21 protein-coding genes and 1 tRNA gene are annotated in these 23,980 nt (G+C 73.4%); 12 read left to right on the forward strand and 10 right to left on the reverse strand.

Annotation, left to right across the window (positions count from 1 at the left end; genetic code table 11):
• Positions 1-45 precede the first annotated feature (45 nt).
• Positions 46-120, reverse strand: a tRNA-Cys gene (locus JE024_RS21785).
• A 182-nt stretch (positions 121-302) separates the two neighbouring features.
• Between JE024_RS21785 and JE024_RS21790 the strand changes: the two genes are divergently transcribed.
• The 4 genes from JE024_RS21790 to JE024_RS21805 all read left to right on the forward strand — a co-directional run bounded on the left by JE024_RS21790 (position 303) and on the right by JE024_RS21805 (position 5,865).
• Positions 303-1,808, forward strand: a complete 1,506-nt coding sequence (locus JE024_RS21790; RefSeq protein WP_205375200.1) for an MFS transporter — start codon at positions 303-305, stop codon at positions 1,806-1,808.
• A gap of 382 nt (positions 1,809-2,190) precedes the next feature.
• Positions 2,191-3,975, forward strand: a complete 1,785-nt coding sequence (locus JE024_RS21795) for a DEAD/DEAH box helicase (protein ID WP_205375201.1) — start codon at positions 2,191-2,193, stop codon at positions 3,973-3,975.
• A 394-nt stretch (positions 3,976-4,369) separates the two neighbouring features.
• The gene (locus JE024_RS21800) at positions 4,370-5,011 is read left to right on the forward strand and encodes an IclR family transcriptional regulator (RefSeq protein ID WP_147986678.1); all 642 of its coding nucleotides are present in this window, start codon (positions 4,370-4,372) and stop codon (positions 5,009-5,011) included.
• A gap of 65 nt (positions 5,012-5,076) precedes the next feature.
• Positions 5,077-5,865 carry a S16 family serine protease gene (locus JE024_RS21805; protein WP_205375202.1) on the forward strand — a complete coding sequence of 263 codons (789 nt, stop codon included), beginning with the start codon at positions 5,077-5,079 and terminating at the stop codon, positions 5,863-5,865.
• A gap of 85 nt (positions 5,866-5,950) precedes the next feature.
• On the opposite strand, the gene JE024_RS21810 is transcribed toward JE024_RS21805, so the two are convergent.
• The 4 genes from JE024_RS21810 to JE024_RS21825 form a co-directional block, all read right to left on the reverse strand.
• Positions 5,951-7,384: an MFS transporter gene (locus JE024_RS21810; protein ID WP_372449824.1), complete on the reverse strand. Its 1,434-nt coding sequence runs from the start codon at positions 7,382-7,384 to the stop codon at positions 5,951-5,953.
• Positions 7,381-7,572, reverse strand: a complete 192-nt coding sequence (locus JE024_RS21815; protein ID WP_205375203.1) for a hypothetical protein — start codon at positions 7,570-7,572, stop codon at positions 7,381-7,383. The genes JE024_RS21810 and JE024_RS21815 overlap by 4 nt, the downstream gene beginning before the upstream one ends.
• Positions 7,573-7,631: 59 nt before the next feature.
• Positions 7,632-8,192, reverse strand: a complete 561-nt coding sequence (locus tag JE024_RS21820; protein WP_205376663.1) for an ArsR/SmtB family transcription factor — start codon at positions 8,190-8,192, stop codon at positions 7,632-7,634.
• Positions 8,193-8,451: 259 nt separating this feature from the next.
• Positions 8,452-8,931, reverse strand: a complete 480-nt coding sequence (locus tag JE024_RS21825) for an Lrp/AsnC family transcriptional regulator (RefSeq protein ID WP_205375204.1) — start codon at positions 8,929-8,931, stop codon at positions 8,452-8,454.
• A gap of 122 nt (positions 8,932-9,053) precedes the next feature.
• Here JE024_RS21825 and hppD point away from each other — a divergent pair, with 122 nt between their 5' ends.
• Positions 9,054-10,199, forward strand: a complete 1,146-nt coding sequence (gene hppD, locus JE024_RS21830; protein WP_205375205.1) for a 4-hydroxyphenylpyruvate dioxygenase — start codon at positions 9,054-9,056, stop codon at positions 10,197-10,199.
• A 410-nt stretch (positions 10,200-10,609) separates the two neighbouring features.
• On the opposite strand, the gene JE024_RS21835 is transcribed toward hppD, so the two are convergent.
• Entirely contained in the window at positions 10,610-12,196 is a 1,587-nt protein-coding gene (locus JE024_RS21835) for a tetratricopeptide repeat protein (RefSeq protein WP_205375206.1), read from the reverse strand.
• Positions 12,197-12,304: 108 nt separating this feature from the next.
• Here JE024_RS21835 and JE024_RS21840 point away from each other — a divergent pair, with 108 nt between their 5' ends.
• A complete protein-coding gene (locus JE024_RS21840) occupies positions 12,305-13,672 on the forward strand; it encodes an FAD-binding oxidoreductase (protein ID WP_205375207.1) in 1,368 nt (455 codons plus the stop codon).
• 81 nt (positions 13,673-13,753) lie between these two features.
• On the opposite strand, the gene JE024_RS21845 is transcribed toward JE024_RS21840, so the two are convergent.
• Positions 13,754-14,185 carry an SsgA family sporulation/cell division regulator gene (locus JE024_RS21845; RefSeq protein WP_205375208.1) on the reverse strand — a complete coding sequence of 144 codons (432 nt, stop codon included), beginning with the start codon at positions 14,183-14,185 and terminating at the stop codon, positions 13,754-13,756.
• 222 nt (positions 14,186-14,407) lie between these two features.
• Between JE024_RS21845 and JE024_RS21850 the strand changes: the two genes are divergently transcribed.
• A complete protein-coding gene (locus JE024_RS21850; RefSeq protein WP_205375209.1) occupies positions 14,408-15,997 on the forward strand; it encodes an RDD family protein in 1,590 nt (529 codons plus the stop codon).
• Between the two features lie 85 nt (positions 15,998-16,082).
• On the forward strand, positions 16,083-16,841 hold the full coding sequence (locus JE024_RS21855; protein ID WP_205375210.1) for an RDD family protein: 759 nt from the start codon (positions 16,083-16,085) through the stop codon (positions 16,839-16,841).
• A gap of 77 nt (positions 16,842-16,918) precedes the next feature.
• On the opposite strand, the gene JE024_RS21860 is transcribed toward JE024_RS21855, so the two are convergent.
• Positions 16,919-17,221: a hypothetical protein gene (locus tag JE024_RS21860; protein WP_205375211.1), complete on the reverse strand. Its 303-nt coding sequence runs from the start codon at positions 17,219-17,221 to the stop codon at positions 16,919-16,921.
• A gap of 379 nt (positions 17,222-17,600) precedes the next feature.
• Between JE024_RS21860 and JE024_RS21865 the strand changes: the two genes are divergently transcribed.
• Positions 17,601-20,018: an immune inhibitor A domain-containing protein gene (locus tag JE024_RS21865; RefSeq protein ID WP_205375212.1), complete on the forward strand. Its 2,418-nt coding sequence runs from the start codon at positions 17,601-17,603 to the stop codon at positions 20,016-20,018.
• Positions 20,019-20,140: 122 nt separating this feature from the next.
• A complete protein-coding gene (locus tag JE024_RS21870) occupies positions 20,141-20,455 on the forward strand; it encodes a hypothetical protein (protein WP_205375213.1) in 315 nt (104 codons plus the stop codon).
• Positions 20,456-20,660: 205 nt separating this feature from the next.
• Here the strand turns inward: JE024_RS21870 and JE024_RS21875 are convergent, their stop codons facing one another.
• Both JE024_RS21875 and JE024_RS21880 read right to left on the reverse strand, forming a co-directional pair.
• The gene (locus JE024_RS21875) at positions 20,661-21,248 is read right to left on the reverse strand and encodes an isochorismatase family protein (protein WP_205375214.1); all 588 of its coding nucleotides are present in this window, start codon (positions 21,246-21,248) and stop codon (positions 20,661-20,663) included.
• Positions 21,249-21,373: 125 nt separating this feature from the next.
• A complete protein-coding gene (locus JE024_RS21880) occupies positions 21,374-22,702 on the reverse strand; it encodes a nicotinate phosphoribosyltransferase (RefSeq protein ID WP_205375215.1) in 1,329 nt (442 codons plus the stop codon).
• 174 nt (positions 22,703-22,876) lie between these two features.
• Between JE024_RS21880 and clpS the strand changes: the two genes are divergently transcribed.
• Complete coding sequence (gene clpS, locus JE024_RS21885) at positions 22,877-23,191, forward strand: ATP-dependent Clp protease adapter ClpS (protein ID WP_205375216.1); 315 nt, start codon at positions 22,877-22,879, stop codon at positions 23,189-23,191.
• Positions 23,188-23,781 (forward strand): DUF2017 domain-containing protein, encoded by a 594-nt coding sequence (locus JE024_RS21890; protein ID WP_205375217.1) that lies wholly within the window; start codon positions 23,188-23,190, stop codon positions 23,779-23,781. The genes clpS and JE024_RS21890 overlap by 4 nt, the downstream gene beginning before the upstream one ends.
• The last annotated feature ends 199 nt before the right edge of the window (positions 23,782-23,980 follow it).

A 23,980-nucleotide genomic window follows, 5' to 3' on the forward strand; every position in this document is an offset into this window, starting at 1 on the left:
CCCTCGGCAGGGTGCCGCCCTTCGGTTCTGCCTGGTCAAGGCTGGTGGAGGCCGTGGCGGGGATCGAACCCGCGTAACACGCTTTGCAGGCGTGCCCCTGAGCCACTCGGGCACACGGCCGTGTTCTTCAACTCCTCGACCGTAGGCCGCCGTCGAGGGGCCGTTCAAGGATTCCGGCGGCGCCGCAACACGACTGCCATGTGCCGTTCACGACCGGCGCCCCGGTCCTACGACCAAGGGCCTGTTCCGGCCCCGACCAACGACAGGGTCCATTCCCATGGACGCCCCTTACTCTGGTGGGCATGACCACCCCCGAGCCGCGTGACACCGACGTCACGCCCACGCCCCGTGCCGCCGCGTCCCGCCCCCTCGGGGGCGATGCCGTCCACGGCGGGGACGGCGGCGACGGGGGAGTGCTCGGGCCCGCCCACCGGGCGCTGAGCATCGGGATCGTGGCCGTCGTCTTCCTGATCGCCTTCGAGGCGACCGCCGTCGGCACCGCCATGCCCGTGGCCGCGCGCGAGCTGCACGGCGTCGCGCTCTACGCGTTCGCCTTCTCCTCCTACTTCACGACCAGCCTCTTCGGCATGGTGGTGGCCGGCCAGTGGGCGGACCGGCGCGGGCCGCTCGGGGCGCTCGCCTCGGGCATGGCCGCGTGGGCCGCGGGCCTGGCGCTCTCCGGGACCGCCGGGGCGATGTGGGTGTTCGTGGCGGGGCGCGCGGTCCAGGGGCTCGGCGGCGGGCTGGTCATCGTCGCCCTGTACGTCGTCGTCAGCCGGGCCTACCCGTCCCGGCTCCAGCCCGCGATCATGGCCGCGTTCGCGGCGAGCTGGGTGATCCCCTCCGTGGTGGGGCCGCTGGCCGCCGGTACGGTCGCCGAGCACCTCGGCTGGCGGTGGGTCTTCCTCGGCATCCCGGCGCTGGTCGCCGTCCCGCTCGTGCTCGCCCTGCCCGCGATCCGGCAGCGCGCCTCCGGGCCCGCCGACCCCGGGGCGCCCGTCCCCTCCTTCGACCGCCGGCGGATCCGGCTCGCCCTCGGCATCGCGCTCGGCGCGGGACTCCTCCAGTACGCGGGACAGGACCTGCGGTGGCTCTCCCTGCTGCCCGCCGCGGCCGGCGCGGCCCTGCTGGTGCCGTCCGTGCTCGGCGTCCTCCCGAAGGGCACCTACCGGGCCGCCCGGGGCCTGCCCTCCGTGGTGCTGCTGCGGGGCATCGCCGCGGGCTCCTTCATCGCCGCAGAGTCCTTCGTCCCGCTGATGCTGGTCACCCAGCGCGGCCTCTCCCCGACCCTCGCCGGTCTCTCCCTCGCGGCGGGCGGCGCGACCTGGGCGCTGGGCTCGTTCGTGCAGTCCCGCCCGCGTGCCGAGGCGCACCGCGAACGGCTCGTCGTCCTCGGCATGCTGCTCGTCGCGGGGGCCATCGCCGCCGCCCCGACCGTCCTGATCGACGGCGTCCCGGCCTGGACCGTCGCCGTCGCCTGGACCTTCGGCTGCTTCGGCATGGGCCTGGTGATCGGCTCGACCAGCGTGCTGCTGCTCAAGCTGTCCGCGCCCGAGGAGGCCGGGACCAACTCGGCGGCCCTCCAGATCTCCGACGCCCTCTCCAACGTCCTGCTCCTCGCGGCCGGCGGCGCCGCCTTCGCCGCCCTCGGCGGCGGCGAAATCGGCACCGCCACCCACACCGCCACCACGACCGGCTCCCACCCGGCCGCTTTCACCGCGGTCTTCCTCCCGATGGCGGGCGTGGCACTGGCGGGGGCATGGGTGGCGACGCGGCTGGGGGTGCGGGGGAAGGCGGCGTCGCGCTGACACCGGCGGGCCCTACCCTCGCCTCATGGTGAATCATCCGTCTCCGGCCAGGGCCCCGGAACAGGGTCTGGGGCCTTCGCGCGGGGGCGCAGAAGCAGACCCGTACACGAGGCTGGGGCACGCCCTGCGCACACACTCCGACCGTACGCACCGCGCCGAGGTGCGGAGGGCCGCCGAGAAGCAGGTCGCCACATGGGAGGCCCTTCTGCGACGCATGAGATGACTCCCGCGGGTGACCAGGGAGCTCGCCGGACCGGAAGTGTGACATGGGCCGCAAGACCCGTGGAGGCGGTGGCGTTCACGGCGGGGTCCGCCGCGCCCCCGGTAGGGTGGCCCGGTTGTCGTACAGCACCCCGTCCAGCCGAGCCCGTACCCGGAGACCGTGACTACTACCGCCTCCCACCACCTCTCACCCGCCTTCCCCGGCCGTGCCCCCTGGGGTACCGCCAACAAGCTGCGTGCCTGGCAGCAGGGGGCCATGGAAAGGTACGTACAGGAGCAGCCCCGAGACTTCCTCGCCGTCGCGACGCCCGGCGCCGGGAAGACGACCTTCGCGCTGACCCTGGCCTCGTGGCTGCTGCACCACCATGTGGTCCAGCAGGTGACGGTGGTCGCGCCGACGGAGCACCTGAAGAAGCAGTGGGCCGCGGCCGCCGCGCGGATAGGGATCAAGCTGGATCCCGAGTACAGCGCGGGTCCGCTGAGCAAGGAGTACCACGGCGTCGCGGTGACCTACGCGGGCGTCGGCGTGCGGCCCATGCTCCACCGCAACCGCTGCGAGCAGCGCAAGACGCTGGTGATCCTCGACGAGATCCACCACGCCGGTGACTCCAAGTCCTGGGGCGAGGCGTGCCTGGAGGCGTTCGAGCCGGCGACCCGGCGGCTCGCGCTGACCGGTACGCCGTTCCGTTCGGACACCAACCCGATCCCGTTCGTCACCTACGAGGAGGGCACCGACGGCATCCGGCGCTCCTCCGCCGACTACACCTACGGCTACGGCAACGCGCTCGGCGACGGCGTCGTGCGGCCGGTGATATTCCTCAGCTACAGCGGCAACATGCGCTGGCGCACCAAGGCCGGCGACGAGATCGAGGCCCGGCTCGGCGAGCCGATGACCAAGGACGCGATCTCGCAGGCCTGGCGCACCGCCCTCGACCCGCGCGGCGACTGGATGCCCAATGTGCTGCGCGCCGCCGACAAGCGGCTGACCGAGGTCCGCAAGGGCATCCCGGACGCCGGCGCGCTCGTGATCGCCACCGACCAGGACTCGGCCCGCGCCTACGCCAAGCTGATCCGCGAGATCACCGGCACCAAGGCGACCGTGGTGCTCTCCGACGAGGCCGCCGCCTCCAAGCGGATCGAGGAGTTCAGCGAGAACGAGGACCGCTGGATGGTCGCGGTCCGCATGGTGTCCGAAGGCGTGGACGTCCCGCGCCTCGCGGTCGGTGTCTACGCCACCACCATCTCCACGCCCCTGTTCTTCGCCCAGGCCGTCGGGCGCTTCGTGCGTTCCAGGCGCCGCGGCGAGACCGCGTCCGTCTTCCTGCCGACCATCCCCAACCTCCTCGGCTTCGCCTCCGAGATGGAGGTCGAGCGCGACCACGCCCTCGACAAGCCCCGCAAGGAGGGCGAGGAGGACCCGTACGCCGAGTCCGAGAAGGAGATGGCGGAGGCGGAGAAGCAGCAGGACGAGGACACCGGCGATCAGGACATGCTGCCCTTCGAGGCACTGGAGTCCGACGCCGTCTTCGACCGGGTGCTCTACGACGGCGCCGAGTTCGGCATGCAGGCCCACCCCGGGAGCGAGGAGGAGCAGGACTACCTCGGCATCCCCGGCCTGCTCGAACCGGACCAGGTGCAACTGCTGCTCCAGAAGCGGCAGGCACGGCAGATCGCCCACAGCCGCAAGAAGCCCGACACCGAGGCCGATCTCCTCGAACTCCCCGCCGAGCGGCGGCCGGTGGTCTCCCACAAGGAGCTGCTGGAGCTGCGCAAGCAGCTCAACACCATGGTCGGCGCCTACGTCCACCAGAGCGGCAAACCGCACGGAGTGATCCACACCGAGCTGCGCCGGGTGTGCGGCGGGCCGCCGAGCGCCGAGGCCACCGCCGGGCAGATCCGCGAGCGGATCAAGAAGGTGCAGGAGTGGGCCACGCGCATGCGCTGAGCCACGGGCCCGCCGACGGGCGCCCCGGCGCGGGCACTTCCGGTGCGCGTGCCGGAAATCGGTGACATGCCGCCTTTCGGTGCGGTAGAAAAGCAAGCGACCGGCATGCGGCCGGCTGTTCGAGGGTTACGCGCACGGCGTGACGACAGAACTCCCGAAGACGGACCAATAACGCGTCGTCAGAAGAAGATCGCCCGGATTCTGGACGAGGTCTTCCGCTGAGCGGTGCCGGTCGCTACTGTCCCGGCCATACACACGCCCCGTGGCAGCGCCGCCGCGGAGCGCAGTCGGTGTGCCATGGCCTGCCGGCGGCCTCTGGGTGCGTCGCCGATGGGACCGGTGCCGCCACCTCCGTCGGGGGACCGCCGTCACTCACTCCTAAGGAGGGGGCGTCGTGACCGCGGAAACCTCTCAGACGCTCGACCGGGGACTTCGTGTCCTCAAGCTGCTCGCCGATACCGACCACGGGCTGACCGTCACCGAGTTGTCCAACAAACTCGGCGTCAACCGCACCGTGGTCTACCGCCTGCTCGCCACCCTGGAGCAGCACGCCCTGGTACGCCGCGACCTCGGCGGCCGGGCCCGCGTCGGGCTCGGCGTGCTCCGCCTCGGCCGCCAGGTGCACCCCCTGGTGCGCGAGGCCGCGATGCCCGCGCTGCGCTCGCTCGCCGAGGACATAGGGGCCACCGCCCACCTCACCCTCGTCGACGGGGCGGAGGCCCTCGCGGTCGCCGTCGTCGAACCGACCTGGACGGACTACCACGTCGCCTACCGGGCCGGCTTCCGGCATCCGCTGGACCGGGGGGCGGCCGGCAAGGCCATCCTCGCGGCCCGCCAGACCGCCCACAACGAGCCCGGATACACCCTGACCCACGGGGAGTTGGAGGCGGGCGCCTGCGGCGCGGCCGCCGCGCTGATGGGGGTCACCGGGATAGAGGGCAGCGTGGGCGTCGTCATGCTCGCCGACGCCGTCCCGGAGCGGGTCGGCCCCCGGGTGGTCGACGCGGCCCGCGAGGTCGCGGACGCCCTGCGCTGAGCGCTGCGGGGGAGGGCCGCGGGACGCGGCGGCCCGGCCCCCGGGCGGGCAGATAGATTGGCGTCGTGTTCTCCAGCCTCACGCGCCCCCGCGCCCTCGCCCTCAGCGCCGTGCCCGTCGTCGCGCTCCTCGCCGTCGTCGGGTTCGCGCCGCTGCCGTTCGTCGTGGCGCAGCCGGGCGGGACGGCGGACGTGCTCGGTGACGACCGGGGCAAGCCGATCATCACCGTCACGGGAGCCCCGACCCGCACCACCGAGGGCGAGCTCCGGATGACGACGATCGTCGCCTCGGGGCCGTCCGTGGACGTCGGGCTCGACGAGGTCGTCGACGGGTGGTTCCGCACCGACCGGGCGGTGCTGCCCCGGGACGCGGTCTACCCGCCGGGCAAGTCCGACCGGGAGGTCGAGCGCCACAACACCGAGGACATGGAGGAGTCGCAGGACGACGCCACCCGCGCGGCGCTCGCCTACCTCGACGAGGATCCCGCGAAGGTGAAGGTCTCCCTGCACCTGGCCGACGTCGGCGGCCCCAGCGCGGGCCTGCTGTTCGCGCTCGGCATCGTCGACAAGCTCGACGGCGACGGCTCCGGAGGGGACCTGACCGGCGGACGCACCATCGCCGGCACGGGGACGATCACCCCGGAGGGCGAGGTGGGCCCGGTCGGCGGCGTCTCCCTCAAGACCCAGGCGGCCAAGCGCGACGGCGCCACGGTCTTCCTCGTCCCCGAGGCGGAGTGCGCGGACGCGCAGGCCGAACTCCCCGAGGGCCTGCGCCTGATCCCCGTCACCACCCTGGAACGCACCGTGGAATCCCTGCGCGCCCTCGAGCGCGGCGGCAAGGTCCCCTCCTGCTGACCCCGCCCCACCCCGGAGCCGGCCCCACGGGCCGGTGACCGGGTGCCGCGCCCCCTGCGCGCCGGCGCGGCCTGCGGCCGTGCGGTCAGCGGCCCCCGTGCCCCGCGCCCACGTCCTCCCCGGCGCGAGCGGGCGGCCCCCCGCCGGCCGCGCCGCCGGGCGGGGCACCCGCCTTCGGCGAACCGCAACCTGAACCCGCGGGCGCACCGCCCCCCGAACCGCCCCCCGCGCCCGCAGGCGCGCCCGCGGGCGCACCGTCCAGCTCGCGCCAGGCGGGGAACACCGCCGGAGCCAGGGTCGCCAGCAAGTACAGCCCGCCCATGACCAGCAGCGCGGTCGCCAGGCCGCTGCGCTCGATGAGCTGGCCCGCCGCGAGGCCGCCGAGCGGTGTCGTCATCAGGACGCCCGCGGTCGAGACGCTCATGACCCGGCTGCGCAGTTCCTCCGGCACCCGCTCGAACATCACGGTCGTCAGGATCGGGTTGAGCATCCCCGCCCCGAGCCCGCCGACCGCCATGGTGGCGGCCAGCGGCACCGTCCCGTCGACCAGCGCGGCCACCACGAAGCGCGGCATCCCGCACAGCACGAACGCCACCGTGAACACCGCCCGCCGCGGGAAGCGGTGCCCGACCGCCGCGTACAGCAGGGCGCCGAGCAGCGCGCAGGCCCCGAAGACGGCCGCGAGCAGCCCGAGGTCCCGGGCGCCGCCCAGATTCTCCTTGGCGTGCACGGGCAGCAGCACCGAACTCCAGCCCTGGTCGATGCCGTTGGTGAGCATCACCATCAGCATGACCCCCAGCAGCAGCCTGCTGCGCAGCAGGAACGCGCACCCTTCCCGCAGCTCGGCGCGGTAGGCGCCGAACGACACCGGGGGAGCGTTCCGCCGCGGCTCGGCCGCGGGCACCCCGCGTACGCCGCCCGCGATCAGCAGGGCCGAGACGCCGAAGGTCACCGCGTCGACGATCAGCACGGCCTCGGCGCCCAGCACCGCGATCAGCACACCCGCCAGGGCGGCGCCCGTCATCCGGGCGCCCCGGGAGACGGCGTCGAAGAGACTGGCGGCACGCGAGAGCGGCGTGCCCGCCAGCTTCGCCAGGTCCGGGACGAGGACATGGCGCGAGGTTTCGCCCGGCGCGTGGAACAGGCCGGTGAGTGCCATCAGCGCGCACAGCATCCAGAAGCGCAGCGACCCCGTCCAGTGCAGCAGCGGGATCGCGCCGATCGCGACGGCGCAGACGAGGTCGCTCGCGACGCTGACCCGGCGGCGGCCGATCCGGTCGATGACGGGGCCGCCGACGATCGCCGAGACCACCACCGGGAGCGTCGCGCAGAAGGCGACCACCCCGGCCCTGGCGGGGCTCCCCGTGGTCTGGAGCGTGAACCACGGGACGCCGATGAGGGTGAGCGCGTTGCCGCTGATCGACACGGCGTTGGCCGTCAGCACGGTCGCCAGCGGACGCCGGTCCCTCACGTCGGCGTCCCGTCCCCCGTGGCCGTCCCGTCCCCCCTGGTCGTTCACGCGAGCCGGGCCCTGGTCGTGGTCGTCCCGTGCCCGGCGGGGCGGCGGACGAGGTAGAGGCCCAGCCCGACGAGGGTCCAGCCCAGCCTGGTGCGTATCGGCTCACGCGGCACGGCGCGCGCGGCCTCGGCGCGCAGCTCGTCGGCGCGCAGACGGTGCAGTGTCAGATGAACGTCGGCCACGTGCATGACGACGGGTCCCCTCGGGTCGGTGGCGCATGGGTCGGGCGGTGCGGCGGGCGGGCGGTTCACTCCAGGAGGCGCGGCAGCACGTGGTGGTGCAGCCGGACCTGGGCGACGCCCTCGGTGCCCGGCGGGGGAGCCGCCTCGCGGTAGGTGTCGATCAGCGCGTGGACCCGTTCGTTCAGCTCGCGGGCCTGGGCGGGGGTCAGTCGGAGGGTGAAGTCGCTGAGGTCCGACCGGAGCCGCCACTCGTCGGGCCACTCGTGCTGGGTGCCGAGCCAGGTGGCCACCTCCTGGGTGTGCATGGTGGCGACCTCGTGGATGAAGAGGTCGGCCGCGCCCCGCACGGCCGGGTCGGGATCGGTGCGCAGGCTGTCGCTGAAGCGGGTGCCGTGCGTCGCGGCCTTCCACCAGCGCTCCCGGCCCTTGCCGTGTTCCGGCGCGTCCTCGACGAAGCCGTGCGCGGCGAGCTGGCGCAGGTGGTAGCTGGTGGCGCCGCTCGACTCGCCCAGCAGGGCAGCGAGCCCGGAGGCGGTGGCTGGGCCGTCGTGGCGCAGCGTCGACAGCAGCCGCATCCGCAGCGGGTGGGCGAGGCCGCGCAGCGAATGCGGGTCCAGCGTCCGCATCGTCAGCTCGGGCGCGGCCTCGTCGAACTCGTCGCTCTCGCCGTTCTCGTTCTTCGCGGCGTCGTTCTCCGCGTCGTTCTCGCCGGGGACGGGGCGCTCGTCGCCCGGTCCGTGCCGCTCGTCCCGCTCTCGGGGGTCACCGTGCTCGCTCATGATGCAAAGATAGCTTTGCATCCATTCCCTTGCAACGGTTTCTTTGCAACCAGTCCTTTGCGTTCCCGTCCGACCTCGACCTGGACCCCGCCCCCACCTCCGGCGCTCACCGCTCCGCGGAGTCCTCCGCCGCCTGCTCCACCAGCGGGATGACACGCAGCGGTACGGGGTTCTCCATCACGATCGCGGTGGACGCGCGCACGATCCCCTCGAAGCCCACCACCCGGTCGATCACCCGCTGGAGGTCCGCGTTGGAGCGGGCGACCAGCCGGCAGAGCATGTCGCCGTGCCCCGTCGTCGTGTGCAGCTCCAGCACCTCGGGGACGGTCGCCAGATGGGCCCGCACGTCCGCGCCCTGGCCCTGCTTGATCTCCAGCGTCGCGAAGGCGGTCACCGGGTAGCCCAGCGCCGCCGGGTCCACGTCCGGCCCGAAGCCCCTGATCACGCCGTTCGCCTGGAGCCGGTCGAGGCGCGCCTGCACCGTCCCGCGCGCCACCCCCAGCCGCCGCGACGCCTCCAGCACGCCTATCCGCGGCTCCCGCGCCAGCAGCACGATGAGCCTCCCGTCCAGATGATCGATCGCCATGGCCGCCTCCCTGATGGTCATCCTGTACACAACGCCCGATGCACCGCCCGATCGGCTGTACACATTGACCAGGCGGTACGCGAACTATTGCGCACCTTGCCGTCCGGGGGGAGCCTGCTGCCATGACTGAGACCACGCATCACACCCCCGACACCGCGCGCGAGGCAGACCCCTTCCCGGTCAAGGGAATGGACGCGGTCGTCTTCGCCGTGGGCAACGCCAAGCAGGCCGCGCACTACTACTCGACGGCGTTCGGCATGAAGCTCGTCGCCTACTCCGGACCGGAGAACGGCAGCCGGGAGACCGCGAGTTACGTCCTGACCAACGGCTCGGCCCGCTTCGTCCTCACCTCGGTGATCAAGGCGAGCACCGACTGGGGCCGCTTCCTCACCGACCACGTGGCCGCCCACGGCGACGGCGTCGTCGACCTCGCCATCGAGGTGCCCGACGCCCGCGCCGCCTACGCGTACGCCGTGGAGCACGGGGCCACCGGCATCGTCGAGCCGCACGAGGTCAAGGACGAGCACGGCGTCGTCGTCCTCGCCGCCATCGCGACCTACGGCAAGACCCGGCACACCCTCGTGGAGCGCAAGGACTACGACGGCCCCTACCTGCCGGGCTTCGTCGCCGCGGACCCGATCGTCGAGCCGCCGGCCAAGCGCACCTTCCAGGCGATCGACCACTGCGTGGGCAACGTCGAACTCGGCCGGATGAACGAGTGGGTCGGCTTCTACAACTCGGTGATGGGCTTCACCAACATGAAGGAGTTCGTGGGCGACGACATCGCCACCGAGTACTCCGCCCTCATGTCGAAGGTCGTCGCGGACGGGACGCTGAAGGTCAAGTTCCCGATCAACGAGCCGGCGATCGCGAAGAAGAAGTCGCAGATCGACGAGTACCTGGAGTTCTACGGCGGCGCCGGTGTCCAGCACATCGCGCTGGCCACCAACGACATCGTGGCCACGGTCCGGTCGATGCGGGCGGCGGGCGTCCAGTTCCTCGACACCCCCGACTCGTACTACGACACCCTCGGCGAGTGGGCCGGCGAGACCCGGGTGCCGGTCGAGACGCTGCGCGAGCTGAAGATCCTGGTCGACCGCGACGAGGACGGCTACCTGCTCCAGATCTTCACCAAGCCGGTGCAGGACCGGCCGACGGTCTTCTTCGAGATGATCGAGCGCCACGGGTCGATGGGCTTCGGCAAGGGCAACTTCAAGGCCCTCTTCGAGGCGATCGAGCGCGAGCAGGAGAAGCGCGGCAACCTCTGATCCGCCCCGCCTCCCCACGACGACGGCCCGCCGGCCCCTGCGCCCGGCGGGCCGCCGCCCGTCCGGCGCCGCCGCGCGCTGCCCGGCCCGGGGGGCTTGGGCGATGCTTCAGCGTCTGCGCGGCGCCCCGCTCGCCGTCTCCGCCGGGGTGGTGACTCCGGGTGTCCGTGCGCTGCCCGGCCCGGGGGGCTTGGGCGGTGCTTCAGCGTCTGCGCGGCGCCCCGCTCGCCGTCTCCGGCCCATCGCGCGCTGCCCGGCCAGGGGCTTGGGCGGCCCTCCGCGTCAGCGCGGCCCGGCGTTCGCCGTCTCCAGCGGGGTGGCGACTCCGGGCGGCCGTGCCCGGGCCGGGCCCTCGGCGTCGCCCTCCGCGTCAGCGCGGCGCCCTCCGCGTCAGCGCGGCGCCCTCCGCGTCAGCGCGGCCCCGTGCTCGACGTCTGCGACGGGGAGGCCGACTCCGGCCGTGGCCGGGATGCCGGCGCCCCGGCCGACGGTGACGCGGCCCCCGCGGACGCGGACGCCGACGCGGCCGGCGCCCCGGAGGCGTCCCCGGCCCCCGCCCCCTCCTCGGCGGCCTCCGCCGCCTCCCCCTCGTCGCCCCGCGTGATCTCGTCGGGGCCGTCGCCCCACAGGTCCGACGGGCCGCCCGCCGCGGGCTCGCCCAGGTCCTCCAGGGCCTCGCGGGCCGCCGGGGCGAGCAGCGGGGAGAAGTCGGGGTTGGTGCGCAGCGCCTCCCCGATGTGCCGACGGGCGGGCCCGTAGGAGCCGAGCTTCCGCTCGATCTCGCCCCGGTGGTACGAGAACAGCGCGCTGCGCAGCCCCTGCCCGGTGGCCAGCTTCGCGAACGGCAGCGCGTCCTCGGCCCGCCCCGCCCGGTACAGCGCCCAGCCCATCGCGTCGGCGACGTGCGCGCTGCGGTGCCCCTGCCGCCACTCGCCCTGGAGGAGCCGCACCGCCGCCGCCGGGTCGCCGTGGTCCGCCTCGTACCGCGCCAGCACCAGATCCCCGTCGACACCGTGCTGGCGCGCCCCGGCCACCAGCGTCCGCACCTGGGCGTACCGGGTGCCCGCGTCCCCGTCGAGGCCGAGGGCGTCGTCGAGCTCGCCCGCCTCCAGGGCGTACTCGGCGAGCGGCAGCTCCTCCAGCACCGTGCGCCAGTCGCGCTGCGCCTCCCCGGTGCGGCCCAGCGCCGCCAGCGCGCGCGCCCGCCCCGCGAGCGCCCTGCGCGCCTCCGGGTCCTCCTCCAGCGCCGCCTCGTGGTGCTCCAGCGCCTCGGCGGCCTCGCCGCGCTCCCACGCCAGTTCGCCCTGCCGGCTGAGCGCCGCCGCCTTCTCGGCCCGGGTCGACGAGGTGAGCGCCGCGTCGTAGGCGAGGGCCGCGGCGTCCTCCCGCCACCCCTTGTCCCGGTAGACCAGCGCCTCCCGGCCCTTCACCTGCGGGCCCGACGCCAGTTCCTGGAGCGTGTCCATGGCCTTGCCCGCCGCCCCGTGGTCGCCCAGTCCGTTGTTCGCGTCGACCAGCACCGGGTAGACCGCCCAGGACTTCCGGTCCAGCTCGCGGGCCTTCTCGCCCCAGGTCCTGCCCGCCGCCCAGTCGTGCCGGGCGTTGGCCAGCGACCCCAGGCCGACCAGGGCCGCCACGTTCCCCTTCGCGGCGGGCCGCACCTCCAACGAGCGGCGCAGCGCCCGGTCGGCCTTCGGGTAGAGGGCGAAGTCGCCGGTCTGCGCGGCCCGTTCCACATAGGCCGCCCCGAGCACGGCCCAGGCGCCGGCGTCCTCCGGACGGGCGCGCACCCGGTCCTCACGGTCGGAGATGAGCGCCTTCAGGTCCGCCGGAGCCGCCGGAGCGCCCGCACCGGCGGCCGCCAGCGCGCGGGCGGCCGGACCCGCCGGGGCGCCGCCCTCCTCACCCCACCCGGGCGCGAGCAGGACCGCTCCGGTGACCAGCGTCGCGCCGACCAGCGTGCTCACCGCGGCGTTCTTGAGGGTTTCGCGTCTCATGGCGCTCACTGTGCGTCAGCGGTCCGCCCATACGAAGAACACACTCGGAGGTGGGAAGCGGAAGGCAGACGGGTTCACACCGATGGCCCCCGGTGCGACGCTGGGATCATGGACGATCTCCTGGAGCGGCTGCGAACCGGTCTCCCCGACGGCGCACTGATCACCGACCCCGACGTGACGGCCTCCTACGGGCGCGACATGGCGAGCTTCTGCGACGCGGGCACCCCCGCCGTGGTGGTCCTGCCGCGCACGGTCGAGGAGGTCCAGCACGTCATGCGGACCGCGACCGCGCTGCGTGTCCCGGTCGTCCCGCAGGGCGCCCGTACGGGCCTGTCCGGTGCGGCGAACGCCTCGGACGGGTGCATCGTCCTCTCGCTGACCAGGATGGACCGGATCCTGGAGATCAACCCGGTCGACCGGATCGCGGTGGTCGAACCGGGCGTCGTCAACGCGACGCTCTCCCGCGCCGTCAACGAGCACGGCCTCTACTACCCGCCGGACCCGTCGAGCTGGGAGACGTGCACCATCGGCGGCAACATCGGCACCGCCTCGGGCGGCCTGTGCTGCGTCAAGTACGGGGTGACCGCCGAGTACGTGCTGGGCCTGACGGTCGTGCTCGCCGACGGGCGCCTGCTGAACACCGGCCGGCGCACCGCCAAGGGCGTCGCCGGCTACGACCTCACCCGGCTGTTCGTCGGCTCCGAGGGCAGCCTCGGCATCGTGGTCGAGGCGGTCCTGGCGCTCAAGCCGCAGCCGCCGGCCCAGCTCGTGCTGGCCGCCGAGTTCCCCTCCGCCCGCACGGCCTGCGACGCGGTCTGCGCGATCATGGAGCGCGGGCACACGCCGTCCCTGCTGGAGATCATGGACCGCACCACGGTCCACGCCGTCAACAAGCTGGCCAACATGGGGCTCCCGGAGAGCACCGAGGCCCTGCTGCTGTGCGCCTTCGACACCCCCGACCCGGTCGCCGACCTCGCGGCCGTCGCCGGGCTGTGCGAGGCGGCGGGCGCGAGCGAGGTCGTCCCCGCCGACACCGCCGCCGAGTCGGAACTGCTGCTCCAGGCCCGCCGGTTGTCACTGACCGCGCTGGAGACCGTCAAGTCGGCGACGATGATCGACGACGTCTGCGTGCCGCGTTCCCGGCTCGGCGAGATGATCGAGGGGACGGCGGCCGTCGCGGCGAAGTACGACCTCACCATCGGCGTGTGCGCGCACGCGGGCGACGGCAACACCCACCCCGTCGTCTGCTTCGACCACCTCGACCCGGACGAGTCGCGCCGGGCCAGGGAGTCGTTCGACGAGATCATGGCGCTCGGCCTGGAACTGGGCGGCACCATCACCGGCGAACACGGCGTCGGCGTCCTGAAGAAGGAGTGGCTGGCCAGGGAACTCGGCCCGGTCGCGCTGGAGTTGCAGCGCGGCATCCGCGAGACCTTCGACCCGCTGGGCATCCTCAACCCCGGCAAGCTGTTCTGACCCCGACCCGCAGCCGCACACGCGTCGCAGCCCCGCCCGCCCCACCCGGACGGGGGCTGGGCGCGGTGCGGCCCCCGGCCCTCACGCCTCGCCGTCCGCCGTGGGGGCCAGCAGCTCCGTCAGCTCCTCGTCGATGCGCAGCAGCCCGGCCTCCGTCCCCGGCGGGACCGCCCGCAGCGTCCGCTCCAGCCACGCGGACACCACCGAGGACGGCGCCTCCAGCAGCGCGTCGCCGTCGGGGGAGCTGAGCGCCATCAGGACCACGCCGCGCCCCTCCGACGTCGACGGCCACACCCGTACGTCCCCGCCGCCGGACGGCCGGAACACCCCCTCCACCAGCAGCTCGCGGGCGAAGGTCCAGCGGACGGGGAAGTCCGACCCGACATGGAAGACGACGTGCACGGCGTACGGGTCCGCCGTGCGGTACGTCAGCCGTGCGGGTACCGGGACGCTGCGCTCGGGGGAGAGCACCAGGTTCAGTTCCAGCTCGCGTTCCACCACGGTGTTCGTCATCGGTCGGTCCCTCTCTCCGCTGTCCGCGGGCCCGCCGTCCGCGGGCCCCACCCAGGGAGAGCGCCCTGCCCGCCCGCTCTTACGCGACTTGAGGCGGTAACTTTCCGTGACTGTTCCCTTACCTGAAAGTGGCCGTTACCGGCGGACCGGCCCAGCCGCACGCACGGGTCTGATAGATGTAAACCCTGTATTGAGGCCACGAAGAGATACGGGACCACGGTGATGAGCGCCCCAACCCCGGCCACCGGTGACAGCAGCCCCACACCCGGCTATTACCCGGACCCCTCCATTCCCGGATATGTCCGGTACTGGAACGGCGGTGCCTGGGTGCCCGGTACGAGCAGGCCCGCGCCCACCTCCGGCGAGGAGATCCCCGTCCCGCCCCCGTCGGACGACGCCCTGCCCGCCCAGGGCCCGGTGACCCCGCCGGCGCCCGCGGTCGAGGAGACGGGGCCGGTCTTCCTCGACGAGGAGGAGCCGGCCGGCCAAGGCCCCGCCCGTCCCGCGGCCGCCGCGCCGTGGCAGTCCGAACCCGCCCGCAGCGAACCGGCGTCCGCCTGGCAGGCCGATGCCGCCCGGCAGACCGGTTTCGGCGGCGACCTCGACAGCCGGGTCTCCTGGGGCGGCGCCCCCGGCCCGGCCGCCGACGGCGCGGCCCCCGACCCCCGGCGTCCGGCCGAGCCCGCCGCCCGGGCCCCGGAGGACCCGTCGGGCGGCATGCTGCCCGGGATGCGCTCCGTGCCGCCCGGTACCCCGGCGGCCCCGGCCGACCCCGCGCCCGCCGCCCCGGCGGCCGACGCCCCCGCACTGCCGGCCGGCGCCGAGGGCACGGTCGCGATCCGGGCACTGCGCCCCGGCGGCGCCGCGGCCGGGGCGCCCGAGCACACCGTCGCCATCCGCCCTCAGCGCCCGGGGGCCACGGGCCCCGGAGCCGGCGAGGGCACGATGACCATCCGCTCCCTCGGCGGCGCCCCCGCCCCGGCGCAGCCGTCGCCCGCCGTCCCCGCCCAGCCCGCGCAGCCGCAGCCCCCGGCCACCGCCCAGCCCCAGTCCGCCCTGCCCGGCGCCACGGCCCCCGCCCGGCCCGCCCCGGCGCAGCAGCCTCCGGCGCAGCAGTCCGCCCCGGCGGCCGGGCAGCAGGCAGCCCCCGGGGCATCGCCCGCCGCGGGGTCGCCGCTCACCAGCGGCCCCGGCGGGGGAGCGGCCTCCTGGCCGCAGCAGGTCCACCGGCTCGCCCCGTCCGGGCCGGCGGCCGGCGGCGACCAGCCCGTCGTGCCGTGGAAGCCCCCGGTCGACGACCCCTTCCTGCGCGCGGCCCAGGCGCAGGCGAACGCCCGCCCGGCCCCGCTCGGCAAGCGCCTCGCGGCCCGGCTGCTCGACACCCTGCTGCTCGGCGCCCTGGTCTCCGCGGTGGCGGTCCCGGTCGGCATGAGCGCGTTCGAGCACATCGACGCCAAGATCGAGGCCGCGAAGCTCTCCGGCCGGACGGTCACGGTGTGGCTGGTCGACGGCACCACCGCGGGCCAGATCGGCATCGTCCTCGGCGCGCTGCTCGTCCTCGGAGTCCTGTACGAGGCGCTGCCGACGGCCAGGTGGGGCCGGACGCTCGGCAAGAAGCTGTGCGGGGTGCGGGTGATGGGCATCGAGTCCCACGAGCCCCCGTCCTTCGGCGCGGCCCTGCGCCGCTGGCTCCTCTACAGCGTGCTCGGCCTGCTCGTCATCGGGCTGCTGAACGTGCTGTGGTGCCTGTTCGACCGGCCGTGGCGCCAGTGCTGGCACGACAAGGCGGCGGGCACCTTCGTCAGCGGCTGACCCGCCGTCACACCCGGCCCGCGCGCGTTCCCCCGAACGCGCGCGAGCCGTTGCGGGGCCCTGTGCCCCGGTATGCACTGCCGACATGAGCAACGACCAGCCGCCCGGCACCCCGCCTCCCGACGACGACCCGTTCCGCAAGCGGCCCGAGGGGCCGACGCCGCCCCCGGACGGCAGCGGCGCCGGCGGCCCGCCGCCCGGCGGCGGCTCTCCCTACGGCAGCGGTGGCGGCTCCCCCTACGAACCGCCGCCCGGCGGCTCCCCGTACGACACCCCGGGCGGCGGCGCGGGCGCGCCGGGCGGTCCCTACGGCGGGGGGCAGCCGCCGCCGTACGGGCAGGGGCCCTACGGCGGGCAGGACCCGCTGGCGGGCATGCCGCCGCTGGCGCCCTTCGGCAAGCGGCTGGTGGCCCGCATCATCGACATCCTGATCATCGCCGTGCCGCTCGCGCTGATCTCCCTGCTGCTGGGCGGCTGGGACTGGACCACGAACGGCGGCGACGACTGGGACGAGTTCACCGATCAGGTGAACACCGGACGGCAGTGGCTGTTCACCCTGATCTCCCTCGTGGCCTACATCGGCTACGACACCCTCATGACCAAGAAGGACGGGCGGACCGTCGGCAAGCGGCTGATGAAGCTGCGCACCGCGATGCTCAACGACGGGCGCACCCCGGACACCAGTGCCGCCCTGATGCGCGCGGTCGTGCTGTGGGTGCCCGCGCTGGTGTGCTGCTACTGCGTCTGGTGGCTGGTCATCCTGATCACGGTGGTGGCCGACAAGCCGTACAAGCAGGGTCTGCACGACAAGGCCGGCAAGACCGTCGTCGTCTCGGCCCCGTAGCCGGACCGCGGCGGAGCGCCGTACGTCGGCCGCGTGCGGCAGCGGTGTACGTCGGCCGCGTACGTCCGCGCCGGACGTCAGCGGCGCAGGGAGTGCCCGCCGACCCGTGCCTCCGCGCGCGGCGCGGGCATCCTGGGCGCGATCTCACCGGCCCGGGCCGCGGGCGCCGGGGCGGAGGACCCGGGGGCCGGGCGTCGCCGGGCGGCGGCGCGGCGCGCGGGGGCTGCCACGGCGACCGCGAGCCCCAGGCCGAGCGCGAGGGTGCCGACGACGGCGACGGCGGCGGGGCCCGTCGCTCCGGTCAGCAGGAGCAGGGCGACGGCCGAGAAGACGACGGTGGCCGAACCGTAGGCGTACTGTGCGGCAGTCGGACGCGGCATCACGGTAATCCGTCCTCGGGGGCAGGGTCGGGGGAGGCTGGGCGCCAGTCGTACCGGCACAGCACTCTACGGTCCTGGATGCCCGGGCGGAACGCCGAGTAAGCGTGACCTTACCCGTGGTGCCGGAGCAAGGGGGGCGCACGGAGTCATCGGGCGGCTCAAGTGGCCTGAAGTGAGCGCCTGTTGACCGACAGGGCTCTCGTCCGGATAGCGGATCGGTGCTCCTGCATAGTGTCTTGGCCTGTTCAAGTCAAGGACTGTCTTTTCTTCTTCAACTCCGGTCGAATGTCGTCACTTGAGACGCGTACCCCGTGCGCGCGGACGACCCCACCAACCGGTCCGCGGCGGCGATACGGGACGCGGGGGAGGACACCATCAAGTGACCAGCAAGCGAAGGACGTTCAGAGCATCCGCCGTCGTCGTGGCCCTCGCCGCGACGACCGCGACGGCATCGGCGTTCACCTTCGCCCAGGCCGACGGCCAGAAGTCGTCGGACCCTGCGGCCATCGAGCGGCACGACCCCGCGCCGCACAAGGGCCACGTCGAGCACGACCTCGAAGGACCCTTCAGCAAGCAGCAGGAGCAGCAGCGCCAGGCCGCCCTGGAGCAGGTCATATCCGGCGACGCCACCGTGCAGACGCGTGGCGGCTCCAAGGTCGTCAAGCTCGACGACAAGAAGTACGTCGAGCTCGCCCGTGAGAAGACGGACAAGATCTTCACCATCCTCGTGGAGTTCGGCGACAAGGTCGACGACACCACGATGTTCGACCCGGACGGCCCCGACGGCCCCGAGGCGCCCGTCAAGAAGTACGGCGGCGAGCCCGGCCCGCTCCACAACCAGATCGCGAAGCCCGACCGCAAGGTCGACAACTCGACGGCCTGGCAGGCGGACTACAACCAGAAGCACTTCGAGGACCTGTACTTCGCCACCGGCAAGGACAGGAACGGCAAGCCGAAGCAGTCCCTCAAGACCTACTACGAGAAGACCTCGTCCGGCCGGTACTCGGTCGACGGCGCCGTCTCCGACTGGGTCAAGGTCGACTACAACGAGGCCCGCTACGGCTCCAACTACTGCGGCGACACCAACTGCGCCAACGTGTGGGACACCGTCCGCGACGGCGTGACCGCCTGGGCCGCCGACCAGAAGGCCAAGGGCAAGACCGACGCCGAGATCAAGCAGCAGCTCGCCGGCTACGACGAGTGGGACCGCTACGACTTCGACGGCGACGGCAACTTCAACGAGCCCGACGGCTACATCGACCACTTCCAGATCGTCCACGCGGGCGAGGACGAGTCGGCCGGCGGCGGCGCCCAGGGCGAGAACGCCCTGTGGGCCCACCGCTGGTACGCCTACGGCACCGACGCCGGCGCCTCCGGCCCGGCGAACAACAAGGCCGGCGGCACCCAGATCGGCAACTCCGGCATCTGGGTCGGCGACTACACCATGCAGCCGGAGAACGGCGGCCTCGGCGTCTTCGCCCACGAGTACGGCCACGACCTCGGCCTGCCGGACCACTACGACACCTCCGGCGGCGGCGAGAACTCCACCGGCTACTGGACCCTGATGTCGGCCGGCTCCTGGCTCGGCACCGGCAAGGACTCCATCGGCGACCTCCCCGGCGACATGACCGCCTGGGACAAGCTCCAGCTCGGCTGGCTCAACTACGAGACGGCCAAGGCGGCGACCGCGTCCACCCACACCCTGGGTGTCTCGGCGTACAACACCAAGAAGCCGCAGGCGCTCGTCGTCGAGCTGCCCAAGAAGCCGGTCACCACGACTGTCGTGAAGCCCGCCGAGGGCTCCAAGCAGTGGTGGAGCGACATGGGCGACGACCTCAAGAACACCCTGACCCGGTCGGTCGACCTCACGGGCAAGTCCACGGCCTCCCTCGAACTCACCGGCTGGTGGGACATCGAGGAGAACTACGACTACCTGTACGCCGAGGTCTCCACCGACGGCGGCGCCAACTGGACGCCCGTCGACGGCACCGCGGACGGCAAGGCCATCCCGCGCGACGCGGGCGACAAGCCGGCGCTCACCGGTGTCTCCGGCGCGCACAAGAAGCTCGTGTACTCGCTGGACGCCTACGCGGGCAAGAAGGTCGACGTCCGCTTCCGCTACCAGACCGACGGCGGCGTGGCGGGCAAGGGCTTCTCGGCCGACGCCATCACGGTCAACGCCGACGGCGCCGCGATCTTCTCGGACAACGCCGAGGGCGACGACGCCGGATGGGCCGCCAAGGGCTTCAACCGGATCGGCGAGTCCTTCACGCTGGAGTACGAGCAGTACTACATCGCGGAGAACCGCCAGTACGTCTCCTACGACGAGACCCTGCGGGTCGGCCCGTACAACTTCGGCTTCAAGGCGCCGAAGGACGCGTGGGTCGAGCACTACCCGTACCAGAACGGCCTGATGGTCTGGCAGTGGGACACCTCCCAGAAGGACAACAACACCAGCGCCCACCCGGGCCAGGGTCTGATCCTTCCGGTGGACGCCCACGCCAAGCCGCTGAAGTGGGCCGACGGCACGGTGCTGCGCAACAAGATCCAGACCTTCGACTCGTCGTTCAGCCTGTACCGCACCGACGCCTTCACGCTCCACAACAAGGACGTGGCGCTGCGGATCCCGTCGCAGCGCGGGGTGTCGGCCTTCGACGACAGGAAGGGCGTGTACTGGTACCCGGAGAACCCGACGGGCAGCGTCAAGGTAACTGACACCAACACCAAGATCTCGATCGTCAAGGAGCCGCTGAGCGGCTGGACGATCACGGTGAAGGTCGGTCCGTCGACCAAGTAATCTGCATCGTCGCAGGTCAAAGCATCATCGGCCGTCGCCCTCTAGCGGGCGGCGGCCGATCGTGTTTAGGTGCGGGGGACGAGGTTCTTATTGACAGCGAACTCACGGGGGAGTGGTTCCGCATGCCCGGCGGAGGTTTTTCGAAGTTGCCAGGAGGCAGTGTGGTCGTCGCGCTCAGCCTGCCGAATCCGGCGGGCGACGGGACGTCGGTCCGCTTCCTGGTGCATGCCGCGAACCGGGCGCGCGCCCTGACCAGGCTGCGCAACCTCGGACTGCGGGCGGTCTACCTGCGGGGCAACGCGGAGCCGCCCACACCGGACGAGATCACGGCCGTGCTGCACCATCCGGACGGCCTGCTGTGGCGGACGGAGGAGAGCCGCGCCCCGGAGCTCTGGCACCCGATACGCGCACTGCGCAGACCGGCCCCCCAGCCATGACGCCGCCGGCCGCGGGCGCCGGGGTCCCCGGCGCCTTCGCCGGCCCGTGGCGCGTCCCTGCGGTCGCGGGTGCCGCGAGGGCGGCACGGCCGTCCAGGGCCTCCGGGGCCCGGCCCCGCACCGGGCCCCACGGCCGTCCAGGGCCTCCGGGCCCTGCCCGCACCGGGCCCGCCGGGACACCGGACGCGCCGGAGCCCGCCGGGGCTCAGCGGACGACCGGCTCGCCGCTCAGTTCCACGCCCGCCGCACGGAGCTGCTCCAGCGCCTTCTGAGTCGTCGCGGCGGCGACGCCCGCGGTCAGCCCCAGCAGCACCCGGGTGGTGAAGCCCTCCCGGGCCGAGTCCAGCGCGGTGGCGCGCACGCAGTGGTCGGTCGCGATGCCGACGACGTCCACCTCGGTGACCTGCCGGGCCCGCAGCCATTCGGCGAGCGTGACGCTGTTCTCGTCGGCGCCCTCGAAGCCGCTGTAGGCCGCCGCGTAGGCGCCCTTGTCGAAGACGGCGGCGACGGCGCCGGAGGCGACGGCGGGGGCGAAGTTGGGGTGGAAGCCGACGCCCTCGGTCCCGGCGACGCAGTGCCGAGGCCAGGAGTCGACGTAGTCGGGGTGCTCGGAGAAGTGGGCGCCCGGGTCGATGTGGTGGTCCCGGGTGGCGACGACGTGCCGGTATCCCGGCTGGGCCTGGCCGATCAGCTCGGTGATGGCGGCCGCGACATCGGCGCCGCCGGTCACCGCGAGGCTGCCGCCCTCGCAGAAGTCGTTCTGAACGTCCACGACGATCAACGCGCGGTGCATGACATGTCCTTCGGTGGGGGTCCGGTCGGGGGCGGCTCGCAGGGCTGTCGAGCGTAGTCACTGCGGCCGCCCCGCGGGAGGGGGCGGGCCGCCGCGGGGCCGCCGGGCCCCGCGGCCGCGGCCCGTCAGACGTACTCGGTGGGGAGGACCGGCTCGCCGCGGGAGAGCTGGATCGCGGACATCGGCAGCGCCGAGCGGGCCGCGATGTGGCGGTCACGGGCCGCGTCCAGCGGCTCGCGGCCGACGACCTCGCCCCCCTCGACCAGCCGGACCAGGAGCTGCCGGTCCGCCAGCTCCGCCGGCACCTCCCCGATGCCCACGACCTCGGCCTCGGCGACACCGTGCTCGTCGAGCCGGCGCGCCGCCCACTTGCGGCCGCCGATCGACGTCTTGGCGCCGAGCGACTTCTTGGCGACCGGCTCCAGGGGCGCTCCCGGGTCGGCCGAGCGCGCCCGGGCCACCAGCTTGTAGACCATCGAGCAGGTCGGGTGCCCGCTGCCGGTGACGAGCTGGGTGCCCACGCCGTACGCGTCGACGGGCGCCGCTGCGAGCGAGGCGATGGCGTACTCGTCGAGGTCGGAGGTGACCACGATGCGGGTGTCCACGGCCCCCAGCTCGTCGAGCTGCCGGCGGACCCGGTGGGCCACCAGCAGCAGGTCGCCCGAGTCGATGCGCACGGCGCCGAGCTCGGGGCCCGCGATCTCCACGGCCGTCCGCACGGCCTCGGTGACGTCGTAGGTGTCGACCAGCAGCGTCGTGCCCCGGCCGAGCGAGTCGACCTGGGCCTGGAAGGCGCCGCGCTCGCTGTCGTGCAGCAGGGTGAACGCGTGGGCGCTGGTGCCCACGGTGGGGATGGCGTACCGGAAGCCGGCCGCCAGGTCGGACGTGGAGTCGAAGCCGCCGACGTACGCGGCCCGGGCCGCGGCGACGGCCGAGAGCTCGTGGGTGCGGCGGGCGCCCATCTCGATGAGCCGTCGCCCGCCGGCGGCGGCGGACATCCGGGAGGCCGCCGCGGCGATCGCCGAGTCGTGGTTGAGGACGGAGAGGATCACCGTCTCCAGCAGCACGCACTCGGCGAACGACCCCTCGACCCGCAGGATCGGCGAGCCGGGGAAGTACACCTCGCCCTCCGGGTAGCCCCAGATGTCGCCGCTGAAGCGGTAGCCGGCCAGCCAGTCGAGGGTCCGCTCGTCGACGATGCCCGCATCGCGCAGGAAGCGCAGGACGCCCTCGTCGAACCGGAAGTTCTCCACCGCGTCCAGGACCCGGCCGGTGCCCGCCACGACGCCGTAGCGGCGGCCGCCGGGCAGGCGGCGGGTGAAGACCTCGAACACGGAGCGGCGCTCGGCGGTGCCGGAGTGCAGCGCCGCCTGGAGCATCGTGAACTCGTACTGGTCGGTGAAGAGCGCGGTCGACGGGACGTCCACCGGCAGCCCAAGGTCCGCAACATTCACGCCGATCAACCTCGCGCCTTCGTCTCGTGCCGGCCGTCGGCCGGGCGGTGCTCCGGGGACACGACCCCGTTCGGTGCAGCCATGACGGTCAGCGTACACCCCATTTCGTCACTCTGACGAGATCCCCCTCGGGGCGGGGGGCCGTTTGTGCGACCGGGGGTGTCAGGTGGCAGCATGGGTGGAGTGACTGTGCCACTGGAGATCGAGCGGACCGAGCCGGCCGAGGAGATCGTCGCCGTCCCCGAGCCGGACGTGCCCTGGGTGACCATCGTGCACAACGACCCCGTCAACCTGATGAGCTACGTCACCTATGTGTTCCAGGCGTACTTCGGCTATCCCAAGGACAAGGCGCACAAGCTGATGCTCGACGTCCATCACAAGGGGCGCGCGATCGTCTCCAGTGGTACCCGCGAGGAGATGGAGCGCGACGTGCAGGCGATGCACGGATACGGACTGTGGGCCACCCTCTCCCAGGACCGCAACGCATGAGCTCCCACTTCGAGCCGCTTCCGGGCGGCGGAGCCGCCGTGGCGCTGGACGAGGTCGAGATCTCCATCCTGCGCTCCCTCGCCGTCCAGTTGCTGGAGCTGCTCGGCCCCGGCGACGAACCGGCCCAGGGCGAGGACCCGCTGGCCGCGCTCTTCGCCGAGGGCCCCAGCGAACCGCCCTCCGACCCCGCGCTTGCGCGGCTGTTCCCCGAGGCGTACGGCGGCCCCGACGACGACCCGGAGGACCGCGAACTGCTCGCCGCCTCCGCCGAGTTCCGCCGTTTCACCGAGAACGACCTGCGCTCCCGCAAACGCGACGACGCGCTCGCCGTGGTCCGCACCCTGGACGGACTCACCCCCGCCGGTGACGGCGGCGCCGTGCTCGAACTCGGCGGCGACGACTGCCGGCACTGGCTCGGCGCGCTCAACGACCTGCGCCTGACCATCGGCACCCGCCTCGACGTCGGCGACGAGGACGAGAACAGCCGGCTCTACCGGCTCCCCGACTCCGACCCGCGCAAGCCGATGGTGATGGCGTACCTCTGGCTCGGCGCCCTCCAGGAGACCCTCGTGGAGACCTTGCTGCGGTGAACCGGGCGGCGGCGGGAGCCGCCGGCCGGGCGGGGCGCCGGCCTCGTCCATGGTTCGCTCAACGAACACTCAAATCCGGATAACGATCACGTCACCCGCGCGGCGCGTTTTGCCGACGCGGGTTTCTTATGTCCGCTTCTTCCTGTGGTGTGCGCCACACTCCGGCGGGTGGATCACTGTTGCGGCCGTGATAAATCTT

The sequence above is a fragment of the Streptomyces zhihengii genome (assembly GCF_016919245.1).
Lineage (GTDB): Bacteria > Actinomycetota > Actinomycetes > Streptomycetales > Streptomycetaceae > Streptomyces > Streptomyces zhihengii.

Bases quoted from the DNA above. Each gene is read 5' to 3' on its own strand.
- JE024_RS21820 (WP_205376663.1), bottom strand. From the start codon at position 8,192: ATGCGGACGCTGGACCCGCATTCGCTGCGCGGCCTCGCCCACCCGCTG.
- JE024_RS21890 (WP_205375217.1), top strand. From the start codon at position 23,188: ATGAGCTCCCACTTCGAGCCGCTTCCGGGCGGCGGAGCCGCCGTGGCG.
- JE024_RS21855 (WP_205375210.1), top strand. From the start codon at position 16,083: ATGAGCAACGACCAGCCGCCCGGCACCCCGCCTCCCGACGACGACCCG.
- JE024_RS21840 (WP_205375207.1), top strand. From the start codon at position 12,305: ATGGACGATCTCCTGGAGCGGCTGCGAACCGGTCTCCCCGACGGCGCA.
- JE024_RS21790 (WP_205375200.1), top strand. From the start codon at position 303: ATGACCACCCCCGAGCCGCGTGACACCGACGTCACGCCCACGCCCCGT.
- JE024_RS21860 (WP_205375211.1), bottom strand. From the start codon at position 17,221: ATGCCGCGTCCGACTGCCGCACAGTACGCCTACGGTTCGGCCACCGTC.
- JE024_RS21835 (WP_205375206.1), bottom strand. From the start codon at position 12,196: ATGAGACGCGAAACCCTCAAGAACGCCGCGGTGAGCACGCTGGTCGGC.
- JE024_RS21825 (WP_205375204.1), bottom strand. From the start codon at position 8,931: ATGGCGATCGATCATCTGGACGGGAGGCTCATCGTGCTGCTGGCGCGG.
- hppD (WP_205375205.1), top strand. From the start codon at position 9,054: ATGACTGAGACCACGCATCACACCCCCGACACCGCGCGCGAGGCAGAC.
- JE024_RS21815 (WP_205375203.1), bottom strand. From the start codon at position 7,572: ATGCACGTGGCCGACGTTCATCTGACACTGCACCGTCTGCGCGCCGAC.
- JE024_RS21870 (WP_205375213.1), top strand. From the start codon at position 20,141: ATGCCCGGCGGAGGTTTTTCGAAGTTGCCAGGAGGCAGTGTGGTCGTC.
- JE024_RS21850 (WP_205375209.1), top strand. From the start codon at position 14,408: ATGAGCGCCCCAACCCCGGCCACCGGTGACAGCAGCCCCACACCCGGC.
- JE024_RS21845 (WP_205375208.1), bottom strand. From the start codon at position 14,185: ATGACGAACACCGTGGTGGAACGCGAGCTGGAACTGAACCTGGTGCTC.
- clpS (WP_205375216.1), top strand. From the start codon at position 22,877: ATGGGTGGAGTGACTGTGCCACTGGAGATCGAGCGGACCGAGCCGGCC.
- JE024_RS21875 (WP_205375214.1), bottom strand. From the start codon at position 21,248: ATGCACCGCGCGTTGATCGTCGTGGACGTTCAGAACGACTTCTGCGAG.